19 protein-coding genes and 1 tRNA gene are annotated in these 21,384 nt (G+C 59.6%); 8 read left to right on the plus strand and 12 right to left on the minus strand.

Going from position 1 to position 21,384, the window contains the following annotated elements; genetic code table 11:
- Positions 1-95 precede the first annotated feature (95 nt).
- Positions 96-170, minus strand: a tRNA-Gly gene (locus Pcatena_RS07975).
- A 503-nt stretch (positions 171-673) separates the two neighbouring features.
- Here Pcatena_RS07975 and Pcatena_RS07980 point away from each other — a divergent pair.
- The 4 genes from Pcatena_RS07980 (at position 674) to Pcatena_RS08000 (ending at position 4,338) form a co-directional block, all read left to right on the plus strand.
- Positions 674-1,252, plus strand: a complete 579-nt coding sequence (locus Pcatena_RS07980; RefSeq protein WP_126423215.1) for a hypothetical protein — start codon at positions 674-676, stop codon at positions 1,250-1,252.
- A gap of 69 nt (positions 1,253-1,321) precedes the next feature.
- Positions 1,322-1,987, plus strand: coding sequence for a hypothetical protein (locus Pcatena_RS07985; protein WP_126423218.1), 666 nt, complete (start codon positions 1,322-1,324; stop codon positions 1,985-1,987).
- A 246-nt stretch (positions 1,988-2,233) separates the two neighbouring features.
- Entirely contained in the window at positions 2,234-3,571 is a 1,338-nt protein-coding gene (locus tag Pcatena_RS07995) for an InlB B-repeat-containing protein (protein ID WP_126423222.1), read from the plus strand.
- A 41-nt stretch (positions 3,572-3,612) separates the two neighbouring features.
- Positions 3,613-4,338 carry a class B sortase gene (locus tag Pcatena_RS08000; protein WP_172596425.1) on the plus strand — a complete coding sequence of 242 codons (726 nt, stop codon included), beginning with the start codon at positions 3,613-3,615 and terminating at the stop codon, positions 4,336-4,338.
- Here the strand turns inward: Pcatena_RS08000 and Pcatena_RS08005 are convergent.
- On the minus strand, positions 4,335-6,971 hold the full coding sequence (locus tag Pcatena_RS08005) for a hypothetical protein (protein WP_126423227.1): 2,637 nt from the start codon (positions 6,969-6,971) through the stop codon (positions 4,335-4,337). The genes Pcatena_RS08000 and Pcatena_RS08005 overlap by 4 nt on opposite strands.
- A 233-nt stretch (positions 6,972-7,204) precedes the next feature.
- Here Pcatena_RS08005 and Pcatena_RS08010 point away from each other — a divergent pair, with 233 nt between their 5' ends.
- Both Pcatena_RS08010 and Pcatena_RS08015 read left to right on the plus strand, forming a co-directional pair.
- On the plus strand, positions 7,205-8,200 hold the full coding sequence (locus tag Pcatena_RS08010) for a helix-turn-helix transcriptional regulator (RefSeq protein WP_126423228.1): 996 nt from the start codon (positions 7,205-7,207) through the stop codon (positions 8,198-8,200).
- Complete coding sequence (locus tag Pcatena_RS08015) at positions 8,197-9,246, plus strand: WYL domain-containing protein (protein WP_172596426.1); 1,050 nt, start codon at positions 8,197-8,199, stop codon at positions 9,244-9,246. Before Pcatena_RS08010 ends, Pcatena_RS08015 begins: the two co-directional genes overlap by 4 nt.
- Before the next feature lie 84 nt (positions 9,247-9,330).
- On the opposite strand, the gene Pcatena_RS08020 is transcribed toward Pcatena_RS08015, so the two are convergent.
- Both Pcatena_RS08020 and Pcatena_RS08025 read right to left on the minus strand, forming a co-directional pair.
- Positions 9,331-12,300: a helicase C-terminal domain-containing protein gene (locus tag Pcatena_RS08020; RefSeq protein WP_232619853.1), complete on the minus strand. Its 2,970-nt coding sequence runs from the start codon at positions 12,298-12,300 to the stop codon at positions 9,331-9,333.
- A 30-nt stretch (positions 12,301-12,330) separates the two neighbouring features.
- Complete coding sequence (locus Pcatena_RS08025; protein WP_126423234.1) at positions 12,331-13,299, minus strand: D-alanine--D-alanine ligase family protein; 969 nt, start codon at positions 13,297-13,299, stop codon at positions 12,331-12,333.
- 118 nt (positions 13,300-13,417) lie between these two features.
- Between Pcatena_RS08025 and rlmN the strand changes: the two genes are divergently transcribed.
- Positions 13,418-14,473, plus strand: a complete 1,056-nt coding sequence (gene rlmN, locus Pcatena_RS08030; RefSeq protein ID WP_126423236.1) for a 23S rRNA (adenine(2503)-C(2))-methyltransferase RlmN — start codon at positions 13,418-13,420, stop codon at positions 14,471-14,473.
- Between the two features lie 326 nt (positions 14,474-14,799).
- Here the strand turns inward: rlmN and Pcatena_RS08035 are convergent, their stop codons facing one another.
- The 8 genes from Pcatena_RS08035 to rpmH all read right to left on the minus strand — a co-directional run bounded on the left by Pcatena_RS08035 (position 14,800) and on the right by rpmH (position 19,701).
- On the minus strand, positions 14,800-15,678 hold the full coding sequence (locus Pcatena_RS08035) for a ParB/RepB/Spo0J family partition protein (protein ID WP_126423238.1): 879 nt from the start codon (positions 15,676-15,678) through the stop codon (positions 14,800-14,802).
- Positions 15,671-16,471 (minus strand): ParA family protein, encoded by an 801-nt coding sequence (locus Pcatena_RS08040; protein WP_126423240.1) that lies wholly within the window; start codon positions 16,469-16,471, stop codon positions 15,671-15,673. Before Pcatena_RS08040 ends, Pcatena_RS08035 begins: the two co-directional genes overlap by 8 nt.
- Before the next feature lie 44 nt (positions 16,472-16,515).
- Positions 16,516-17,349, minus strand: coding sequence for a 16S rRNA (guanine(527)-N(7))-methyltransferase RsmG (gene rsmG, locus Pcatena_RS08045; RefSeq protein WP_172596427.1), 834 nt, complete (start codon positions 17,347-17,349; stop codon positions 16,516-16,518).
- 230 nt (positions 17,350-17,579) lie between these two features.
- Complete coding sequence (locus Pcatena_RS08050; protein ID WP_126423244.1) at positions 17,580-18,131, minus strand: Jag family protein; 552 nt, start codon at positions 18,129-18,131, stop codon at positions 17,580-17,582.
- Between the two features lie 80 nt (positions 18,132-18,211).
- Positions 18,212-18,970 (minus strand): YidC/Oxa1 family membrane protein insertase, encoded by a 759-nt coding sequence (locus Pcatena_RS08055; protein ID WP_126423246.1) that lies wholly within the window; start codon positions 18,968-18,970, stop codon positions 18,212-18,214.
- Positions 18,971-18,995: 25 nt separating this feature from the next.
- Positions 18,996-19,238: a membrane protein insertion efficiency factor YidD gene (yidD, locus tag Pcatena_RS08060; RefSeq protein ID WP_126423248.1), complete on the minus strand. Its 243-nt coding sequence runs from the start codon at positions 19,236-19,238 to the stop codon at positions 18,996-18,998.
- Positions 19,239-19,240: 2 nt separating this feature from the next.
- Entirely contained in the window at positions 19,241-19,558 is a 318-nt protein-coding gene (rnpA, locus tag Pcatena_RS08065) for a ribonuclease P protein component (RefSeq protein ID WP_126423250.1), read from the minus strand.
- 8 nt (positions 19,559-19,566) lie between these two features.
- Positions 19,567-19,701, minus strand: coding sequence for a 50S ribosomal protein L34 (gene rpmH / locus Pcatena_RS08070; RefSeq protein WP_073296806.1), 135 nt, complete (start codon positions 19,699-19,701; stop codon positions 19,567-19,569).
- Between the two features lie 509 nt (positions 19,702-20,210).
- Here rpmH and Pcatena_RS08075 point away from each other — a divergent pair.
- On the plus strand, positions 20,211-21,341 hold the full coding sequence (locus tag Pcatena_RS08075; RefSeq protein ID WP_126423252.1) for an ATP-binding protein: 1,131 nt from the start codon (positions 20,211-20,213) through the stop codon (positions 21,339-21,341).
- Positions 21,342-21,384: the final 43 nt, after the last annotated feature.

Genomic DNA, 21,384 nt, shown 5'->3' on the forward strand with positions numbered 1-21,384 from the left:
AACCGTTCGCCGATAGAAGCCATGGCTGCACACGGAGCCGGGCTGATGGTCACAGCGAGGCCCCGGCACCATTCGATGCCGGGGCCCTTATCTTCTGGAGCGGGCAACGGGACTCGAACCCGCGAATGACGGCTTGGGAAGCCGTTGCCTTACCACTTGGCGATGCCCGCGTATGCGCTCTGAGTCCAGTTTTGACCCGCAAGCGTGAAGAATAGTGTAACGAGCCGCCCCTATTTGAGCAAGCGAAGGGGCAAATCGAACGAACGCGCGCCCTGGTTACGAGAAAAACCAGGCGCCGCGGAGCCGTTGGGGGAGACGGACGAGGCGCTCACCGACACGCCTTGGCCATCGCTTGGATATGACGACGCGCTGACCTCGCGTGTCAGGTTTGCGTTTGGCGCCGGCATGATTTGCGTTGGGCCCGCCCCGTAACCTGCTTATCCACGCAGGAATCGTAGACGGGAGCCCTCATGAGCAAAGACGTCAGGAGCATCAGGCGGCCCACAGTCGAGGCAGGTACACGCGGGGATCACAAGAGCCGGGAGGAGGGCGGCGCGAGGGCATGCCCGTTTGGGCCGGCTGCACCCACATGCGACCAGCGGGGCTGGCGCGCTCGTCCCGAGGCCTGGGCCATGGCCATGCCACTCGTTGACTCGGTGAGATTGGCCATCCGATGAGAGCCGGCCAATCGAGGATTCCCGAGCGCAGGCGCCCGTTTTTCAAGCGCGCAAGCGCTCCCAAGGCAGGTCACGCAAGAAAGGTCATCCTTTGCGCTGCCCTTATCGCGGTTCTCGCCGGCGGCGGGGTACTTGCCGCAAGTCTGCTTGGCAACCGGGGGTTCGCCGGCGCCATTCTCGGCCGGGCCCAGGAGGGAAAGACGCGCGAGCAGATCCAGGCGGAGCTCAATCAGGAGGTCGAGGACAACATGATGACCGTGAGCGTGCTGCCCTCCCCTCGCCTCTCAAGCTCGGGGATGCTGACGGTTGGCTTCGAGAACGACCGAAGCAACAAGTTCAACCAGCGGTTCACGCTCACGCAGGGCGATGAGGTCATCTACGAAAGCCAGGCCATAGAGCCAGGCGAAAGGATTGACGCCGTGCGCGTTGACGGCGCGCGCGAGGGAGAGGCAGTCATCGAGGTCCAGGCGGTCGAGCCTGATGGAGAGAGCGACCACGGCTCGCCCACCGCGGTCCAGGTGAGCGTCGTGAGCGAGGCCGAGACATCGGGGGCCGCCGAGACGTCCGGAACGTAGCCGGCGCCCGTTTGCATTCATGCAACCGCACGGCTCGCGACGGGCCGTGCCCAAAGAAGGGAGAATCCTATGCTCAGAACGACCAGGTCCCAGTTTTCCGACAGAATCGCCCATACCACAGGCCGTCGCTGCGTGGGGCGAGCGGGCGCGCTGCTTGCCGGGCTGTCGCTCGCACTCGGTCTTGTCGCAGCCCCTGCCGCGGCGCTCGCCGAGGAAGGCGGGCGCGTGGGCGAGAATACGACGCTCGTGACCGTGGTCGCAAGCGATGCCAACCTCAGGTTCAGGGTCCCGACCGTCATTCCGTTCGTGGCGGCGAGCGACGGGACCCTCACCGGTCCCAGCCCGGAGGCCACAAAGATCGAGAACCTCTCCGCCTTTGGCCTCAAGGTGACCAACGTCAAGGTCAGCAGCGAGAACGGTTGGAGCCACTCATCCGACGTCAACGGAGCCGACAACTCCATCGACTGGCTGCTTGGTCCCAAGGGCTCCATGCTCCGAGCCTCCGCCGCCGCAGCCGAAACCGGCACGGCCATTACCGACCCCCTCTGGAACATGACCTACTACAGCGATGACAGCAGCACAGACGACATCCTTCTTGAGACGGCGGGCAACGTTGGGAGGGTCACGCAGGACATCAGCTCGCCTGTTCACATCGGAACCGTCACCTTCACGGTTGCCCCCGGCGCGCATGCGGCGGTCCAGAACGGAGCCCCGGCAGACGGTGGTCTCTCATGAGCACCAGGCTTGCGGTCAGCCGGGTCGCCATCCTGAGCGCACTCGGCACGGGGCTGGCACCCTGTCGGGCCGTAGCCTCTGATGGGAGCACGGAGGTAACCATTCGTAGGCTGGAGCAAGATGCGCCAAACCTGGCCAGCGTGCTCGCGCAAACCGGTGTGGGAGACCAGGCCTGGTGGCTCATCGTCGGCGGTTGCGCCATCATCTGCCTCGCCGTTGTCGCCTTGATGCTTGCAAGGAGGAGATATGGCTAGCACCACGCCCCTCAGACGAGCTCGCACGCTTTTGCTCGCGGGAATGGCCGCGAGCACGCTCGTACTGAGTCCCACAACCGCGTTTGCCGACGACATCGAATCCTTTGGCGGCGACATCGTCGTCACCTTGCCTCAAGAGCAATCGCGAGGCATCAGCAGGATGTCTCTGCTCACAGCCCAGACGTCTCAGATTGGCAGTTGGGTCGAGGTCAAGCGCAGCGAGTCCACCTACATACTCCAAACGTGCTCCTACTACATCTCTCCCCAGGCGAACCCAGACGGGTCGGTCAGCGTCACGGTCAAGACAACCATGTACAACAAGGCGTCCAGCAGTGGAATCTTCTGGACCACCACCAAGACGCTCTATGACAACGGCACGAGGTGCGCGTTCATCGGAGAGGACTGGAACTCAAGGGCGTATCTTCACGAGTCAATCTCGGAGGAGGCGACGTTTTCCGTTCGAGGAGGCGGCATCCACCGCATCACGTCAACCGAGACGACATTCCGCGGCAGCGCCCAGACAACCTCGGGATGGGACTTCACGATTAACATCCCATTCACCATCTCAGCAAAGGCCGGCGAAGGTGGCTCCATTAGCCCAAACGGAGCATCTCTCGTGTCCTCGGGCGAGTCGAAGGGCTACAGGGTCTTCGCGAATGATGGTTGGCGCATCAAGGACGTCCTCGTAGACGGCGGCAGCGTTGGGGCCCGAGAAGACTACACGTTCTCCAACGTGACCTCAGACCACAGCATCGAGGCCTCCTTCCAGAAGATCTGGAAGGTGAAGTTCGTAGACGGCATCACCGGTGAGGTCCTAAAGGAACAGGTGGTAGACGCCGGGAGCTCGGCCGAGGCGCCACAGGAGCCGAGCCATGACGGTTACCGCTTCGCGGGCTGGGATGGCGACTTCTCCCATGTTGGCGGAGATCTCACGATCACCTCGCGCCATGAGCCCGTCATCTCGGTACGGGTACCGGCGCTGCTTCCCTGCAAGATCATGGCAGACGGGAGCGTCGTCGTGCCAGAGGACTACGCCATCGAGAACCTCTCGGTTGTTCCCGTCCGCGCCACACACATCGAGACAAGCGGCACACCGCAGGACGCCACCTACGAGCTGAGAGACGGCGACACCATCGTCCACTCTTGGTCGAGCGCAGACAAACCCGCATCTCCCCTACTCATTGGTGCCAATGTGAGCAAGCGGCTTGAAGTCAAGATCTCGAGCGTCTCGGGAGACGGACCTTGGCGCAAGCTGGCAGAGAAGGCCGCAACCAGCGGCTCTGCCGAGGAATTCTGCAAGATTACCTATACGTTTGAAGCCGCATCATGAGCCCGCGACCGCGGCGGCGGACGAGAGGCTGTCGCCGCGGCGTGAGGGTCGAGACGCTTGCCATAGGCTTGGCCCTCGTTGCGGGAGCCGGCCTCATCGCCCTCGGCGCCCGAGATATCACGGCAGACTTTGCGCCGGAACAACGCTACGAACAGCTCAGACGGCGGGTACAAGACCAAGAGGCGTACGAGGAGCCACACGACCAAAGCAGCCGGTTCGAGATGGAGCCGCTGGCAAGCGCATGGATCAAGGTCGGCGGGACAACCATCGACTACCCAGTGGCACAGGCAAGCTCGGACGACCCCGACTTCTACCTGACCCACGACCTCTGGGGAGAAGAGACGCGTACCGGCTGCCCCTACCTCGACGCAAGATGCACGCCACACGATGCACACAGGATTATCTATGCCCACCACATAGGAACGACGCAGCTTCAGTTCTCCCCCATCGCAGACGCGTGGAGGCAGGATAGGTTCGACCAAATCGGCAATGCGACTCTCGTGACGAGGAATGGGACCGAGACCTATGCTCCGCTCTGCGCCCGCGTTGTCGACAAGCAGTTCGCGCCAATCCAGCGATTCCGCATGAGCCAGACAAAGCTGCAGGGCATGCTCAGAGAGATTGCCGGCGAAGCCAACTCCCTGAGCCCAGACGCGAACACCCTCATCGGGCGCGCCGAGAAAGCAATCACGCTGGTCACCTGTGCCTCGCAGCAAGGTGGCCAGCGTGAGAGAACGCTGTTGGTATTTGTCAGCCCAGACCCTTAGGCCCGGCGAATGGCCTCGAGCACAAGCGCACAGACATCCTCGACTCGCTCAGGGCTCACGTTGGCAGAAACGTCCTCTGCTGTGTGGGCGCAGGCAGGAAGGTCTCCCGCGCCAAGTCCCATAAGGGTCACGGCACGCATGCGCTTGCGCATGAGCATCGTCGCATCCGTGTTCGCCCAGGGCCTGGCAACCTTGTCGACCCCAAGGTGAAGGTCTGCCGCCACGGACTCGAGAAGGGACAGGAATCGGCGGTCCGAGCGACGCGTCACGCCAAAGCCCTCCTGGGTCAGCAGCGCGAGGTCGCCAGCACCAATGCACTCGAGGTTGACGACGAACGCCCCACGCAGATCCTTGCGGTGGGCATCCACGAACGCAGACGCGCCGGCGTGGTTCAGAGAGGAGGAGCCAGTGGCAACGAACCAGATGTCGTGAGTACGAAGCTCGTCGTCACCCATAGCGAGAATGCTGTCGCGCAGGGCACGATCGGTCGGAGAGATTGCAGCGTCGTTGTAGACGGGATGCTCGTCCTCAACGTATGCCGAGGCTGCCTGCGTCTGCTCGTTAGCGGCAGCATCGAGACTGGAGGCGTCATCGGTGCCGAGGGGCACATCATTCTCGTTCTGGACCTCATCGACCCGAGGCTCAGCCTCGTCCTCGGCGTCCTCGTCCGACCCACGCGCGGGGATGGAGGGCAGCTTGTCCTTGAGCTTGCGAAGGTTGATGTTGAGCGCGGCCCCACCCTTCCAATGGGCGTTGCCGGAGTCATCTCCAAAGTTGTCCCAAGAGCCAATGCTCTCGCCGGACTTCTTGGCATCATAGTCATCGTCAACGCCGAGCCACTCGGACATCGACTCCTCCTGCTTACGCCTCTTGCCAAACAGCCCGGAGAAGCGACCGCGGCCGTGGCGCTTCTCGTCGGCCTCGTGGGAGGGCGAGGCGCTCAGGACCTCAATGTCATCGGGCTGCGAGGCAGGCTTCTGACGCACGACAGGCGCCGCAGCTGCCTTGTCGATGCGAACCGACGATGGAGCAGCGACGGCCTGCTGGCTCGCATCGGCAAGGCGCTGGGCCATTTGCGAACGCGGGGGAAGCTGCGAGGACGCGGGGCCGAGCCCATCCTGACCAGACACCTTGGGATCGGGGAGATCAAAGAGAGCGGCGCGGCGGGCGACGTTCGAGACGTTCGCACGACGCGTGGGCTTATAGGAGCTCTTGCCCCAGTCGGGGTCGGCAACGGCATTGGGACGTGGGCGCTCCGGACGGCCGGCAGCCACCATGTCGGAGGCGTCCTCATCGGCCATCGTGTACAGGCCGGAGTGATCCGTCTCGACCAGCGGACCCTCGTTGGCGTTCTCTCCATCCTCAAGCTGGGAGAGGTCGATGCCGCTCATGGCAAGGGTAGTGTTCGCAGCGGTCTCGTCCGAAGTGTCGATGCGAGCCTCATCAACCACGGCCATGGGTCGCGTGTCATCCGCGGCATCGTCAGAAGAGGGGGCGTCAAGGGGGAGTTCGGAAGTCACACCCGCATCGTCAGCATGGGACGCGCTCGACTCATCAGAGACAGGCTGGGTGGCAGACTCAACCTCGGCGTCTGCGGCGGCAGAATCAGAGGCGGTCGAGGCCTCGTCGTCGCTTCGGGAGTCCTCGCTAGGAGAATCAACCTGGTCGAGCGGCTGGGTAACCTGGGGCTCATCAATCGGGGTGGCCACGGGAACCATGCGGACCTCGGGCTCGATGTAGGTTATGGAGCACTCGGCAGGAAGGATTCCAAGCTCACGGATGACCTTCTCGCCATGGCGCGTTCCGATTACCTCCTCGACCTCGCGACGCATCTCCGGCTCACGCTTCTTGGGCTCAGAAACGCTCTCGGGCGCGGCCTGTGCGGCATCTCGCTCGGGCCTCTCAACCTTGACCCCCTGGGTCACACGGTCCATCACGCCAAGCATGGCGGCAACGGAGGACTTGTTGTCAACGGAGCCGGAGGCATAGGGCATGAACTTGCTCGCGATAAGCGAGACGCCCCAGACGAGAAGTGGGAGGCAGGCAACAAGGCCAATGACCCAAAACGTCCGGCGGGCGGGCTCGGGAATGAAGCCAAGAAGCTGAATCAGAGCACAGACGGCAACGGCGGCGGCAAGGTAGATCGAATAGGAGGCCAAATACTTCTTAGCCATCGCAAACTCGGGACGAGAGAGGAAGTCAAGGCGGCCAGTGTCGTAGTGCGCAACGACGACAATCGGACGCTCGCGCTCCGAGGGGTCCACCTCGGCCTCTCGAACGGCAATGACGTTCTGGCTGTGAGCGGAGGGGCCAAACTTTCCAATGACATCGCGGCCGGTATAGACCATCCAGAGCAGCGCAAGCATCGCGGCAACAAGAATGAGGCCAACGATCGTCGCCGCCATGTTGCCCACGCCCATCAGGAGAAGGCCAACGAACAGCAGGACGAGCGCCACGCCATAGGGCACATACCCAAGAGAGGGAGCAGAGAAATCCTGAAGCTCGGTCTTGAGCCCATGTGCAGAGAACTCCTCGGCAAGGATATGGGCGCAGTCAAGCTCCTCCTGGCTGCCAGCAGGCGCTATGCCAACCTCGGTGTCGAGGCGCTCGAGGTAATCCTTAGTGATGCTCATCCGTTCACCTTCCGAATAGCGACAGAGTCGCTACTTGCAGTCGTACTAGAGAGTATACGTCTGCCCAGCAAAAACGCGAACTGAGCACCATGACGATGACTCGAAAATAGCGGGCGATAATTGCTGACTCCCACAGGTCCAAAGATTCATAATCAGGGTCGGAGAGATCACACAGTCATTGGCCACCACTGTTCCAACTGCAGTCTTCGCCCCACGAGAGGCCAGGGATCGGCATGGCAAAGCGCTCCTCAAACAGCAAACTCCCCCTCAGGGACGGCAAGCAAATCGACCTGGCCCTGAGGTTTCTCGGCGGCGCCGCCTTGAGCCCGTCCGAGCTCAAGAACGACAAGATATTCCGGGGAATCAGCCCCTCGTCACACCACAAGACATTCGGACGCGACCTCGCTGCTCTCAGGGAAGAGGGTCTCGAGCTCACCTCCTCGAGAAGGGGCAACAAGACCTACTGGCAGTTAGACCCCTCATCGCTCGTCAGCGACATGACCGACGAGGTTGACGAGTACTCGCGCGTGGTCGCGACAATGGCACGGGGTCTTCTGACCGAGCCCGGAACGAGCGACCCCGGCACACTCGGCGGCGCAATCGTCCGGTCCTCTCTCTCCACGGGCGCAGGCACAGGCATCCGCGCAATTCCGGACCTCACCTGCAGCCCAGAGGTTCTCTCCTGCTTCGAGGAGGGCCTCCGCACGCGGACCCCAGTCCAAGTTGACTATCAGGCCAAGGCCGAGAGCAAGTCGGCCACGAGGCTCTTCAGGACCTACGGCATCTTCTCGCTCGCTGGCTTCACCTTCGTGGTTGGCTACCGCCAAAAGGAAGGCGCAGGTGAGAAGGCATGGGACCTCAGAACCTACAACCTCTCGCGCGTTAAAGGCGCCGCACTCGCAAAAGACGAGCAAACCTACGTGATTCCCGCAGACTTCTCCGTAGACGATTACAAAAAGCTCCCCTTCGAGATCGGACCCGAGGAGAACAGGCAGAAGGCCTACTTCTACATTCCCCCAAGCGCCGTCAAGACGGCGCCCGGCGTCACGAGGGCCCGCAACCAGGATGAGACCGTAAGGAGACGTGGAGGAAGCGTCATCTGGCCCTGCGAGATGTGCAGCGAGGAGGCCGCGGCCAAATGGGCCATCGAGAACGGGCTCATCCCGCTCAGGCCCCAGTCGCTCGTTGACACATGGAAGGCAATCCTCGAGGAGGCGAGGCGGAAATGATGAAGCCAAGCAAGGCCTCACATGGTCCGGGAAGACCGCCGGAGCACTGTTTCGAGGATGACCTCAACATTCTTCTTGCCTTTGCCAGATGCGGCGCCGTCTCGGGCAGAAGGGACCTCATGGAGGTCCTGTCGCTCGACAAGGACAGCGTAAACAAGGCTCTCGCAACGCTCACCGAGCCCAGCGACGTCGATGCCGAGGCCGTCTTTGTCGTGGAAAACGCCTACGCCGGCAGGCTGCGGCGCATCGGAGACGGGTCGCCCCTGCTTGCCAAGAGGCCAAGGCTCACAACCGAGCAGGCAAACGCTTACTGCGAGGCGCTCGACCGGCTCGGCATCCCCCGAGATGACGAGCGCAGAGCCGCGCTTGAGAGGGCCGTCTATCCCAAGGGATATCGTCACCCGGCATCCATCCAAGAGCGCATGACCACAGACGGTGAGCTGCACGCGCTCGAGGTGTGCGCCACCTCCATCGTCCGCGCTCGCGGCGTGCAGAAGGAGGATTCCACCAGCGACGACCGCGAGACCAGAAACAAGGTCAGGCAGCCCGTCGTCACCTTCTCATACGCCAGCAAGAACCGAACTGGAAACCGCACGAGCGAGCAGAGGCACGTTGTCCCCTTGGCCCTGCGCCTCTTCAACGGAACCTGGCAGGTCGACGCCTATGACCTCGACAGGAAAGCCGCGCGCACCTTTGTTGCGAGGAACATGGGGGATACCGAGCTGAGCGAGCAGACTGCCGTGGCCATCATCTCGAGCATAGACGCAGATGACGGAAACCGGGTCATGATCACCTGCGCAGACATGGACACCGCCCACGAGCTTCTCGCACTCAATGAGGCGCGGCTCGAGGAGACAGCCGACGGCATCGTCGTCTCCATTCCCTACTACCAAGACGGCGAGCACTCCACGCCTGGCAGCTGGCTCCCCAGGCATCTCATCCCCCTCATGGGTTCCATATCCTTCGAGGACGAGAGAATCAGCCACGCCATCACCGAGATAGTCAGGAAGGACCTCGAGCACGCGCGGAGACAGGGCTGCATCTAGCGCGGTGCTCCATGCATGTCGAGTCATACGACGGGGCCGCACGAACCTGTTGTCCGCGCGGCCCCGCGCATCACACTCTTTCCCTCAGTGGCTCTCGCGCCATGACTCCAGATAGCGGCCAACCATGTCGGCACCCAACGTCGACACGCTCTTCGTCGGCATCGAGTTGAGGAACACCTTGCCATAGCCCTTCGTGCACACGCGGCTGTCGGCAAGGACGAGCACTCCCGCATCCGTCGACGTTCTGATGAGGCGGCCCGCCGCCTGCTTGACCTCGAGGACGGCCTCGGGGAGGCTCCAGCGTCGCCAGGCCGCTCGGTCGCGGGCAGAGCGCTCCTGGACAAGCGGGTCCTTCGGGCTGGAGAACGGCAGCTTGGGAATCACGACGCAGCGAAGCGTGTCGCCGGCAGCATCGAACCCCTCCCAGAAGGACTTCAGCGCCATGAGCGAGAGGTCACGATCTTCCACGAACCTCCTGCTCAGACGTCTCACCGAGGAGCCGCGCTCCTGCATGGCCACGCTCAGGCCACGTGCAGCGAGTCTTGGCTCGAGGGCCGCGTGCGCAAGCTCCATCTCCCGCCTGTTCGTAAACAGCGTCAATACCGAGCCGCCCATGGACACGTGCACGTCAAACAGCAGGTCAACAAGGGCGTCGAGATAACCCCTGTCGCGCGGGTCCGGCAGGTCCCTCACTGCAATGGCACTCATGTTTCGGTCGTAGTCGTAGCCAGAGGGGAGCGACACCTCGCGATGCCTCCCCTCCTTGAGCAGCGACAGCCCACTGGACCCGTTGAAGTGCGAGAAGTCACCATCGACACTCATGGTCGCGGAGCTGAACGTGACGCTTCGCATCTCCGGATACCACCTGTCGGCGAGCTCGGCGCCAATATCGAGCTTCTCGGCAACGAGTCGCTCCTGACCGATGCGGCGCTTGGCCTGGGGCAGCTCGGCGTAAAAGACGTAGGAGTCATCCACCGCCTCAATGATCGTGGCACAGGCATCAATGAACTCGCCAAGCTCTCGGCAGGCATCCTCGAGAAGCGAGGTCGAGGGATTACTTGGCGCTGCGTCATCCGAGTTCCTCTCGGCAAGGATCTTGTGGGCTCCGTCGAGATCGTGGCGCGCGGCGGCAAGGCGACCCACGAGCTCCTTTCCCGTGGCCCCCACGGCAGTCCACTCGTCGCTCGAGCGCGCCTCCTCGCCCAGCCAAAGCGTGACCATGTCATAGCCACCGCTCCTGGGGGCAAGCGCACTGAGCGCTCGCACAGCATCGAAGAAGTTGGCTGACGAGATCATCGCGGTAGCCACGGAGTTTGCCGCCTTTGCGAGAAGACCGCATGCGGGAGTCGCCGCCTCGTTCGAGGCTGCGAACGCAGACGCGGCACCAATGGCACCGGACTTGGACCCCCCAAGCGTCTCGAACAGCGTCCGCGCGCGCTCGGCAGACACCTCGAGCGCCCACTGCCTACGGGCCTCGGCCTCAAACGAGTGGGCCTCGTCAACGACCCAGTTCCTCACGGGCGGGAGAATCGCACCGTCTGCCTCGACGTTTCTCAGCAGCAGCGAGTGGTTCGTCACCACGATGTCGGCCGCGGCCGCACGGCGACGGGCACCATGGAGCATGCAGAGGTTTGGGTAGAACGGGCACTCCCTGCGCTTGCACTCCTTGTGCGTGACGGTGAGCAGGCTTCTCGGCACGCTTCCCCAGCGTATGCCGAGCGCATCAACGTCGCCTTCGACGGACTGACACGCATAGGCGTAGGTGACGGCGATGGCCGTGAGCATGTCGGAGGCCATGGTGTTTCTCGAGCGGCCGTTGCTCGCCACGTCATCGAGCGGAAGCTCCGCGTCGACGCTTCTGTTCAGACGATACAGGCAGGGATAGTGGTCATACCCCTTCAGGCAGGCATATGAGAGGCCACCGGGAAGCACCTTGGCAAGCGCCGGAAGCTCATGCGAGACAAGCTGGTCCGTAAGCGCATTCGTCTTCGTGGCAACGCCACAGGTAACCTTGTTGAGCTTTGCATACTCGGCGAGGGGAAGCAGGTAGGCCACCGACTTGCCCACCCCGGTGCCCGCCTCGATGGCACGCATCGTCGACGTGGCGAGCGCCGAGCGCACCTCCTCCGCCATCTGTGCCTGGCTCGGGCGCGGCTCGAACGACTCATACATCCTCGACGTCAGACCACCGGGCTCAAACGCGGCCCTGATCTCATCGGCCGATGGCGCGCGGGCGTCCGTCGCAAGTTCGTCCACGTCCGGTCGCGGAGAGGCGGGCGCAGAGGAGAGGAGCCTCTTGCGCTCGGCGGCAAGCGAGAACGTGGCGTCCGGCTCCGCAAGCGTCAGGTAGGAGATGATGGGGCGGTAGGCCCACTCAACATCCGGATGCATGTTCGCAAGCGTCACGAGCAGCCCGGCAGGCAGGTCGCTCAGGGCACAGAGGATGACGCGCCACATGCCGGCCAGGGCATGTACGTCATCCAGGGCACGGTGCGAGACGCTGGCACATCCGAAGGCCTCCGCCATGTCTTGGAGCTTGTGCGTGGAGAGCCTCGGCAGGGCAATCCTGGATAGAGCGAGGGTATCGACCCACAGGTCGCTCACCTCGTGCCCGCCAGGCACCCGCTCGATGAACGTGCGGTCGAACGTTGCGTTATGGGCAAGCACCGGCGCGCCGGCTACGAAGTCGGCAAGCTGGGCCACCGCCTCCCTCGGGCTAGGCGCAGTCGCAACATCCAGGTCCGTGATGTTGGTGAGTGCCTGGATGTTCTTGGGGATGGGCATACCGGGGTTCACGAACGTTCGGAACGTGTCGACGACCTCGCGCCCGCGCAGGCGAACGGCGGCTATCTCGGTCAGCTGGCACTCGGAGAAGGACAGCCCCGTCGTCTCTGTGTCGAGAACAATCACGTCATCCTCGATGAGGCCAAACTCCTGGGTCCTTGCGCGCTCGGCGAGTGACCTATATGCCTGCTCCACCTCGGCGGGGGTATCTGAAAGCAGGATCTCTCCCAGGCAGTCCCTCTCCGCGCCGTTGTCTTCGCTCACTGCCACGCTCTCTCTTTCCTTGCGATCATTGCCCATCTAGTCATTCGTCCTCTTGGTTGTTCTCGAACCGCGCTCAAGGGCCAGCTCCACGAGCTTGCGACACAGCTGGGGAAAGCCCATTCCGGCACGGGACGCGGCATCAGGAAGAAGCGACCGCGGCGTCATACCCGGAATGACGTTCGTCTCGATGATGTAGGGCACGCCGTCCGCATCAACCATGAAGTCGCTTCGAGACGTTCCCGAGCACCCGAGCGCGCGGTGCGCCATGCAGGCAAGCTCCTTGGCCCTTTCGACCACGTCCGCGGGAAGCTCCGGGGGAATCACGTGGTGCTTCGAGGGGTCGTCGTACTTCACGGACAGGTCGTAGAAGTCGGTGTCATAGCGGACCTCGATGGCCTCGAGCGCACGGACGTCCTCGTTTCCCAGCACGGGCACGGTAATCTCGGTGCCCACAACCGCCGCCTCGACGAGAACGCGTGTATCGAAGTGGAACGCTTCCTCGATGGCGGCAGGCAGCTCGGACGCCTCGGTCACGCGCGTGATGCCGTAGCTCGACCCACTCGAGACGGGCTTCACGAACGCCGGGAGCCCCACACGCCCGACAAGGTCAACGACATCGTACCCTTCGCCCTTGTAGAGGCAGACCTCCTTGGGCGTGGGAATCCCATGTTCGCGATAGATATCCTTCGCCATCGCTTTGTCCGTGGCAAGGGCGCTCGCAAGCACACCGGAGCATGTGTAGGGAATGCCGAGAAGCTCCAGGAAACCCTGCACGCATCCGTCCTCTCCATACCGGCCGTGCAGCGCCACGAACGCCACGTCGTAGCCACCGTCCGCAATGGCGTGAACAAACTCGCGATCCGCGATGTCGTAGGTGTCTACCTTGGCAAACCCAGCTTCGAGCAGCGCCTGGGCACTTGCCCTTCCGCTGGTGAGCGACACTTCTCGTTCATCAGACCAGCCGCCACACAGAACGGCCACCTTGCAGTTCGTTACGTCGGCCATGGTCCAACCTTTCTCGACACACACATTGCCTGCGAACGCGCCCTCAAACGCTGCGATACACTCGTAACCGCACGTCTGACGTGCAATCCATTCAACATCACGGCAGAAAGGCCGCGACATGTCTATCCATGATACAGAGTCAAGCAGCCGCAAGGTTGACCTCAGAACGCTTTCCCACGAGCAGCTCGTTGATCTTATGGAGCAGCTCGGGTATCCCAAATTTCGCGCCAAGCAGGTCGAGGATTGGGTCTGGAAGCACAACGTCTCCGACTTCCAGGAGATGACAAACGTTCCCGCGGCCCTGCGCGCCGACCTCTCCGCTCGCTGCACGCTTGGCGGCACCAGCGAGGTCGCGCGCCAGGTTTCAAGCGACGGAAGCAGGAAGTACCTGCTGCGCTACTCCGATGGCACCCAGGCCGAGTGCGTCGGCATGCCCACAAGGAACCGCCTTGCCGTGTGCGTCTCCACTCAGGCGGGCTGCCGCATGGGCTGTGTCTTCTGCGCCACCGGACAGGGCGGGTTCACCCGTTCCCTCAAGGCTACCGAGATCTATGACCAGGTCATGCACGTGAGCGAGGACTTCCAGACGCGCGCCTCAAGCGTTGTGATGATGGGTCAGGGCGAGCCCTTCAATAACTATGATGAGGTCATCAAGGCCCTCCGCATGCTGAACTCTCCCGAGGGCGCGGGAATCGGCGCTCGTCACCTCACGGTATCTACCTGCGGTGTCATCCCCATGATTCGGCGCTTCTCCAAGGAGCCCGAGCAGTTCACGCTTGCCGTCTCCCTTCACTCTGCCATTCAGTCGACCAGAAACGCGATCATGCCCGGCGTCAAGAAGCACACGCTCCAGCGCCTCCACGACGTCATGGGGGAGTACGTTGAGGCCACAGGCAGAAGGCCTACGTACGAGTACGCCCTTATCGGTGGTGTGAACGACAACAACGCTGAGCTCGAGGCACTCTGCGACTTCACGAGAGGAACCCTTGCTCACGTCAACCTCATTCAGCTGAACGATCTTGAGGACTCCAGGCTCAAGCCCTCCACTCAGGAGCGCGCGGAGCTCTTTGTCCGCAGACTCGCCCAGGTGGGCGTAGAGGCAACCATTAGAAACTCTCGCGGCAATGACATCGACGCCGCCTGTGGTCAGCTCTCTCAGAAGCATCAGGAGTAGCGGACAAGTCAACCTTGCCCAAACGCAGCTAGGGGATAGTAGAACATATGTTCTACTATCCCCTATTCATTAAAACAGCTGGTAGATATCCTAATATCCTATCCCATGCCATTGCTGTTCAACCCACTGCCTGTTATACTCGGCGGCTTCTTCCGTATCAAATTCACCCACTGGATTCATATACGTCGACAAGGCATGACCTGCCAGGCAGCAGGTTGCACTCGCAGCTTCTTTCACGCTTTTCTTAGCGCGCTCATTAAGAAACACATTCCAGAAGACTGCGAGACCACCAACTACAAGCAGCGCGCTTCTAAATCCCCGAGATACTACTCCCAAGCATCATCACGCTCCTCCTCATTGCCTGGCTGAATCTGAGCCAAAATGCGGGCCAGCTCATCCTCATCCTTAAACTCGATCTCAATCTTGTTCTTGCCACGAACTTGCTTGACCTTAACGTTCGTGTCGAGAATCTTCCTTAGCTCTCGGGCCGCGCGCTTGAATGACTGCGGCGCAGCAACCCTTGTTCTTGTCTCGGTGTGCTCGACAGAAAACAACGGAGCAAGATTTTCTGTCTGCCTTACGGTCAGACTCTCTGTCACAACCTTCTTGGCAAGCTTGATCCTTCCCTCCTCGGAGGGCACAGCAAGAATTGCACGAGCATGACCGGCTGTCAGCAGTCCCTGCTCCATCATGTGCTGAACCTCTACCGGAAGATCCATAAGCCTCAACGTGTTGGCAATTGCCGAGCGGGACTTTGAGAGTATCTTGGCTAGCTCTTCCTGGGTCAGGCTTCGGCTCGTAAGAAGCTGCATGTAACCCTTTGCCTCTTCGATTGGTGAAAGGTCTGACCTCTGGAGGTTCTCAATGAGGGCCAGCTGAAATACCTTGTCGTCATCTATCTCACGAACAACTGCTGGTATTTCCTTCAGTCCTGCAAGCTTACTTGCCTGGTAGCGCCGCTCGCCCGCAACGATCTCATACTTTTGACCTTTTCTTCTCACGAGAATTGGCTGAAGCACGCCATTTTGTCTAATTGAATCAGCAAGCTCCGCAAGCTTATCCTCATCAAAAGTCTTTCTTGGCTGATTTGGGTTCCTCACGATTTCAGAGATGCTAAGGACAGCTTCTGGCTCATTACCAGTCTCGGCGTTAGCTTCGCTTATAAGTGCGTTCAACCCACGGCCAAGTCCGCTCTTCTTAGCCACGACGAATCACCTCTCTTGCAAGTCCACGATAGGCGATAGCACCCTTATTCGTTGCGGAATACATAGCAATTGGCAATCCATGGCTCGGAGCCTCAGAGATCTTTACGCTTCTTGGAATTACCGTCTTGAACATCTTGTTACCAAAGTACTTTTTAACCTCGGCAACAACGTCATTTGAGAGTGTCGTACGCTTGTCATACATGGTCATGAGTACACCAAACACGTCAAGCGACGGATTGAGACTCGACTTCACAAGCTTCATTGACTCAAGAAGCTTAGTAACACCCTCAAGCGCATAGTATTCGCACTGAATAGGAATCAACAGACCATTAGCTGCTGACAACGCATTGATTGTAAGAAGGCCAAGTGATGGTGGGCAATCAATGAACACGTAGTCAAACTCATCCTTAACCTCTGCAATAAGGTTCTTAAGGATACTCTCACGCGCAATTTTACTTACAAGCTCGATTTCGGCACCAGCAAGCTGAATTGTCGCCGGAACCACAAATACACGGGGTTCGGGAGTCTCAACAATCAACTCGCTCATGGAATAACCTTCGAGAAGAGCATCATAGATATCATGCTCCAACTCATCCTTATCGATTCCGTAACCACTGGTCGTGTTTCCCTGTGGGTCAAAATCAATTACAAGGCATTTCTTGTGCTCTTCACCAAGGGCAGCAGACAGATTAATGGCAGTAGTCGACTTACCAACGCCACCTTTTTGGTTAATAATCGCCAAAACGTTTGTCTGCTTATTTGGATTACTACGCTTTACATCCTTATAACCCATTGAAATCCAATCTCATTACACTGAATGTTTCACGTGAAACATTGCTACCTTGCAGACAAGGGGTTGTTCTTAGCCTCGCCGTTCTTTCTTGGTAGCCTAACTTTACTCTTACTTATCTTTTGCAAGACTACTATCTCTCTATGACCAAAATTATCGGGCAGTTCGAATGTTTCACGTGAAACAATTTCAAAGCCGCAAATCTTGGCGACAATTTTAGCGTCTCTAATTTCCTGAGCATCAGGATTTGCCTTACCAAAGAAGAGATAACCACCTCGTTTTACATATGGCTCAGCATAGTCGATAAGCACATCAAGCTTGGCCAGCGCACGTGCAGTAACGATATCGAATGCACGACCAGTTTCTTTGACAAACTCCTCGAGTCGTGCATGAGACGCATGGACGCGATCTTTAAGTCCCATCTCTTCAACAAACTCATTGCATGCGTTGACTTTCTTGCCAACAGAGTCGAGAAGCTCAACATTAAAGTTGGAAACTGCTGCAAGGGGGATACCCGGAAAACCACCACCGGTACCCATATCGAGAGCAAGGGCATAGGAATCCAGAGCAATGTACTCATCTATTACTTTTGCAAATAGAAGAGAATCAAGTGAATGCAGAATCAAGCCATCAGGCATGGTTCGGATGCTCGTGAGATTAATGAACGCATTCTTTTGATACATCAAATACAGATGATGCATGACCAAAAGCAACTGATGTTGACTAAATCCAAGAGAATACTGCTCAGAGAGATTCTCAAGCATTCTAAGGGTATCTTTTGCCGTAACCGAAGAATCACTCACAATTTCATTTTTAAGCCACGAGAGAGCCTTAGAATGGCTTGACTCAGTACGACTTTGAGATTGAAGGTCTGTCGACATTACCTGCCCAATCACGAAATGCCAAAACTTCTCGCGACAAGAAGTTTTGGCAGACATTCATTTCTGTAGTGTGATTGAGCTGCAATTAAACCTAGTCTACTGTATCGCCACTAGATGAGTGAGTTCCGACCTGCAAGGAAATTCATCTTCCATAGCTACAGAGGCAGAACATAGAAAAGGGAGGCCCACAAAGGACCTCCCTACAAATCAGCAGGATATCTCTTGGAGTGTTACTCGGACTTAACCGGAGTAATCACCACATACCTCTCGGGATCAGCTCCCTCAGAGTGAGTAGTGACTTCAACCGAGTCGCGAAGCGCAAGATGAACAAGCCTGCGCTCGTAAGCATTCATAGGAGCCAGCTTAACGGAGCGACCAGACTTCACAGCCTTCTGAGCGCTGCTGCGCGCCATGCCCTGAACCTTGTCCCTGCGCCTGCTCTTGTAACCCTCGATGTCAACGACAATCGGGTAGTGAAAACCGATGCGCTTGGAGAGCATGGAGACAAACACAACCTGGAGCGCGTCAAGCGTCACACCATGACGACCAATGAGGATGGCAAGGTCGCCACCGTTTACGTCAAGGATGAGCTCGCCCTCGTCGCCATCATACTCATCAATCGAACAGGTGTTCTCACCAAAGCAGGCTAGAATACCTCGAAGGATCTCGATGGCAGAGTCGGCAACAACATCGAGCTGCTCGTCCGTCAGGGTACCGGACTCCTCAAAGCTCGTACGAATGGCCTCGAACTCATCGGGCTTCTCGAGGGTTTCCTCACTCATAGCAACCTCCAGATAGACAATGTCGCGCACCTTCGGAGATGAGGGCGCGCGACATGCAGATTACTTCGTGGCTTTAGCCGCTAGCCCTTCTTGTGTGGGCGGGGCTTGCGCTCCCTGCGGACGACGTCGATGCTGACAGGCTGATTGGCCATACGCTCAGCCTCGTCGGCCTTGGCCTTCTCCATGACCTTGCGGGTGATGAAGACCTGCTGGACAACGCCCCAGGCAGAAGAGGTGACGTAGTACAGGACAACGCCCACCGGGACGTTCCAACCAAACCAGATCATCATAAGCGCCATGACAGCGCCCATGATCTTGGTCTGGCTTGCCTGTGGGGAGTCCGACTGCGTGTTGAGCAGCATGGGAACGAGCGTAAGAATGCCGAACGCAAGAACGAACAGCACGTAGACCCAGGCACCAACGATGCCGAGAGAGCTAACGGCGTCGTTGGTCGTGATCGCAAGGGACTCAAAGACGCCATAGAAGTGGGCGCCCTCGGGAATCTGGTAGCGAAGCACGGAGAACAGGGCAAAGAAGACGGGCATCTGAATGAGCGTCGGCAGGCAGCCACCCAGCGGGTTGAACTTGTTCTCGCTGTAGAACTTCTGCATTTCCTCGTTCATGCGCAGGGGGTCGTCCGCATAGCGCGCCTGGATCTCCATCATCTTTGGCTGGAGAACCTGCATCTTAGCGGTCGAACGGGTGGAGCTGACCGTCAGCGGGGTCAGCAAGATACGAATGATGGCCGTCAGCACGATGATGGCCAGTCCCCAGTCGCCCACGAAGTTCGCAATGAACGTGAGCACCTGGGCGATGATGTAGATAATCCCATCCCACATGGACAGTACCTCCGGTTGCCCGTCCTTAGGGGACGGGGTCATAGCCTCCTCTGTGGCGTGGATTGCACCTGGCGATTCGCGCCAGAGCAAGCCAACCACCTCTGAGTGCGCCATACCGACGAAGCGCCTCTATGGCGTACTCAGAACAGGTTGGTGTGTAGATGCAAGAAGGGGGGAGAACAGGCGAGATGAAACGCTTGTACACCCTCACCAAGAAAATGAGGGGCCTTGCGAATGCACTCGGCCTGTCTTCCCCCAAATCGCTCATATCTACTGAATCCTCTTCGCGAGCTTGGCAAGCGCCTCGGCAACCTCAGTCGAGGAGGCATTGCGCGTTGCGGGAGTCGAGAAGAGAATCACCTCATATCCACTGAGCGGAAAGCCCGCCTGCCGTGCCGCGGCGCGAAGCACGCGCTTGCACCTGTTGCGACACACGGCGTTGCCAAGCCTCTTGGCGGCAACGAAAGCAACGCGGCTCCTCCCACCTTCCTCGACGGGGCTCACGGTGAGCCTCACGAGACGATGGTTGAGCCGCTTACCGCTCTGAAAGACCTTCTCAAAATCCTGCTTGGACTTGATGGTCTCCATGGGCATGCCTAGACGGTGAGCTTCTTGCGGCCCTTGGCACGACGACGGGCGAGAACGGCGCGGCCGCCCTTGGTGGCCATGCGAGCACGGAAGCCGTGGCACTTGGCGCGCTTCCTCTTATTCGGCTGATACGTACGCTTCATAGGTTCCTCCTGAGTGACACAGATCACTGCATAAGCAGTCAAGCTCTCAGATTGTAGGGGTGTTCCTCTCCAGATGTCAATTTGAATGTTTGCTTTTTCACGTGGTCACCTCGGAAAATACGGCGAGATTTATGTCGCGTTGAATCGTTGGACACAACCTACGGGGCGCGCCAGCGATGAAAACCCCAACAGCTAGTGCTCTCTTCTCTCGCGAGATCATTTTTTCTCAAAAGTTTTCAAGGGAATTCGACACATGTGAAAAACAGGGTGATAACTTTTCACCTCTTGCGGAAAAACTGAGGTCAGAAGTGAAATTTCATGTGTTGTCGGCGTATCTTTTCAATTCGATTGCAGCAATATCAGAGCAGGTTATCAACATGTTTTTATCGATTGTTGATAACTTTTCACTCATGGAAGGAACCTTGTGCAAGTTTTCATCAATTGACGGAAACTTGTAAAAAAGAGTGAAATGTAGTGGCAGGATGCACCCGGAAAGAGAAGAGACACCGATGGCAGACGCCTTCTATCCATTCGTCGGCGAGGGTCCGACCGGCATCAGCGACCCCCAGAACGCGCCCGCTCAAGCCAGCGGCGAGCCTCGCGCCCTCGGTGAGGTCGTGACCAACCCGGCAAGAATTGCCGTGTTCGACGACCCCACAGCCTCTCCGCGGGTTGTCGTCATCCAGCCAAGCGACGTCAGAACGTTTCTCGAGGAGATCACGGCCACCGTCACGAAGCTCGCCAAAGAGCAGGGCGGCAGCATCTCCTTCACGGTCATCCGCGAGGTGGTCGAGAACTACGTCCACGCCTACTTCATAGAGCCCACCATCACGATCCTCAACGGGGGCAACACGATTCGCTTCTCAGACCAGGGACCGGGGATACGCGAGAAGGACCGGGCGCTTGAGTATGGAACCACCTCGGCAACGGAGGAGATGAAGCGCTACATACGCGGCGTTGGGTCGGGCCTTCCCTATGCCCAGCAGTACATGGAGGACCACGGTGGCACCCTCACCATCGAGGACAACATGAACGCGGGCACGGTCGTCACCATCTCGATGCCCACTCCTCATGCCGCCGAGGTCGCAGCGTCGCAGCAGCAGGGAAACGAGGTGTGGCAGGCGCCGCAGCAGGCCTCCCAGCAGATACCCCAACAGGCACAGGTACCGCGGCCGTACGCCCAGCAGGCAAGCGCGAACCCCTATCAGGCGTCTCCGCAAGCGCTTCCCCAGCAGATGGGCTATCCCCAGCCGGGCTACCAGCAGCCCTGGCAGCAGCCGGCGCAGCCCTATCCCTCGGGCACCTACCAGCCCATGACGCAGCCAGGCTATGCGCAGCCATACTATCAGCAGCCCGCATACCAGCAACCCTGGCCACAGCAGGCGCAGCCCTGCCAGGCCGCTGCCTGGCAGCCCGCATCCCAGCAGGCCGACCCGCATGACCTCAACGAGCGCGAGTCGCAGGTCATCGCCTACCTGGCCGAACACGAGTCCGTGGGCCCCACCGACCTCGTGAACACATACGGTGGTTCGTTGTCGACCTGGACGCGCCAGCTGCAGTCCCTCGAGGGCAGGGGATACCTGCTCAAGGACAAGCAGAAGCGCCGTCTCACAGAGGCGGGCAGAGCGCTGCTCGGCTAGCCAAGCGAGAGGGAGATCCCCGCCACTGACAAAGTTTTCAACA

Origin of the sequence: Parolsenella catena (genome assembly GCF_003966955.1) — a bacterium.
Classification (GTDB): domain Bacteria; phylum Actinomycetota; class Coriobacteriia; order Coriobacteriales; family Atopobiaceae; genus Parolsenella; species Parolsenella catena.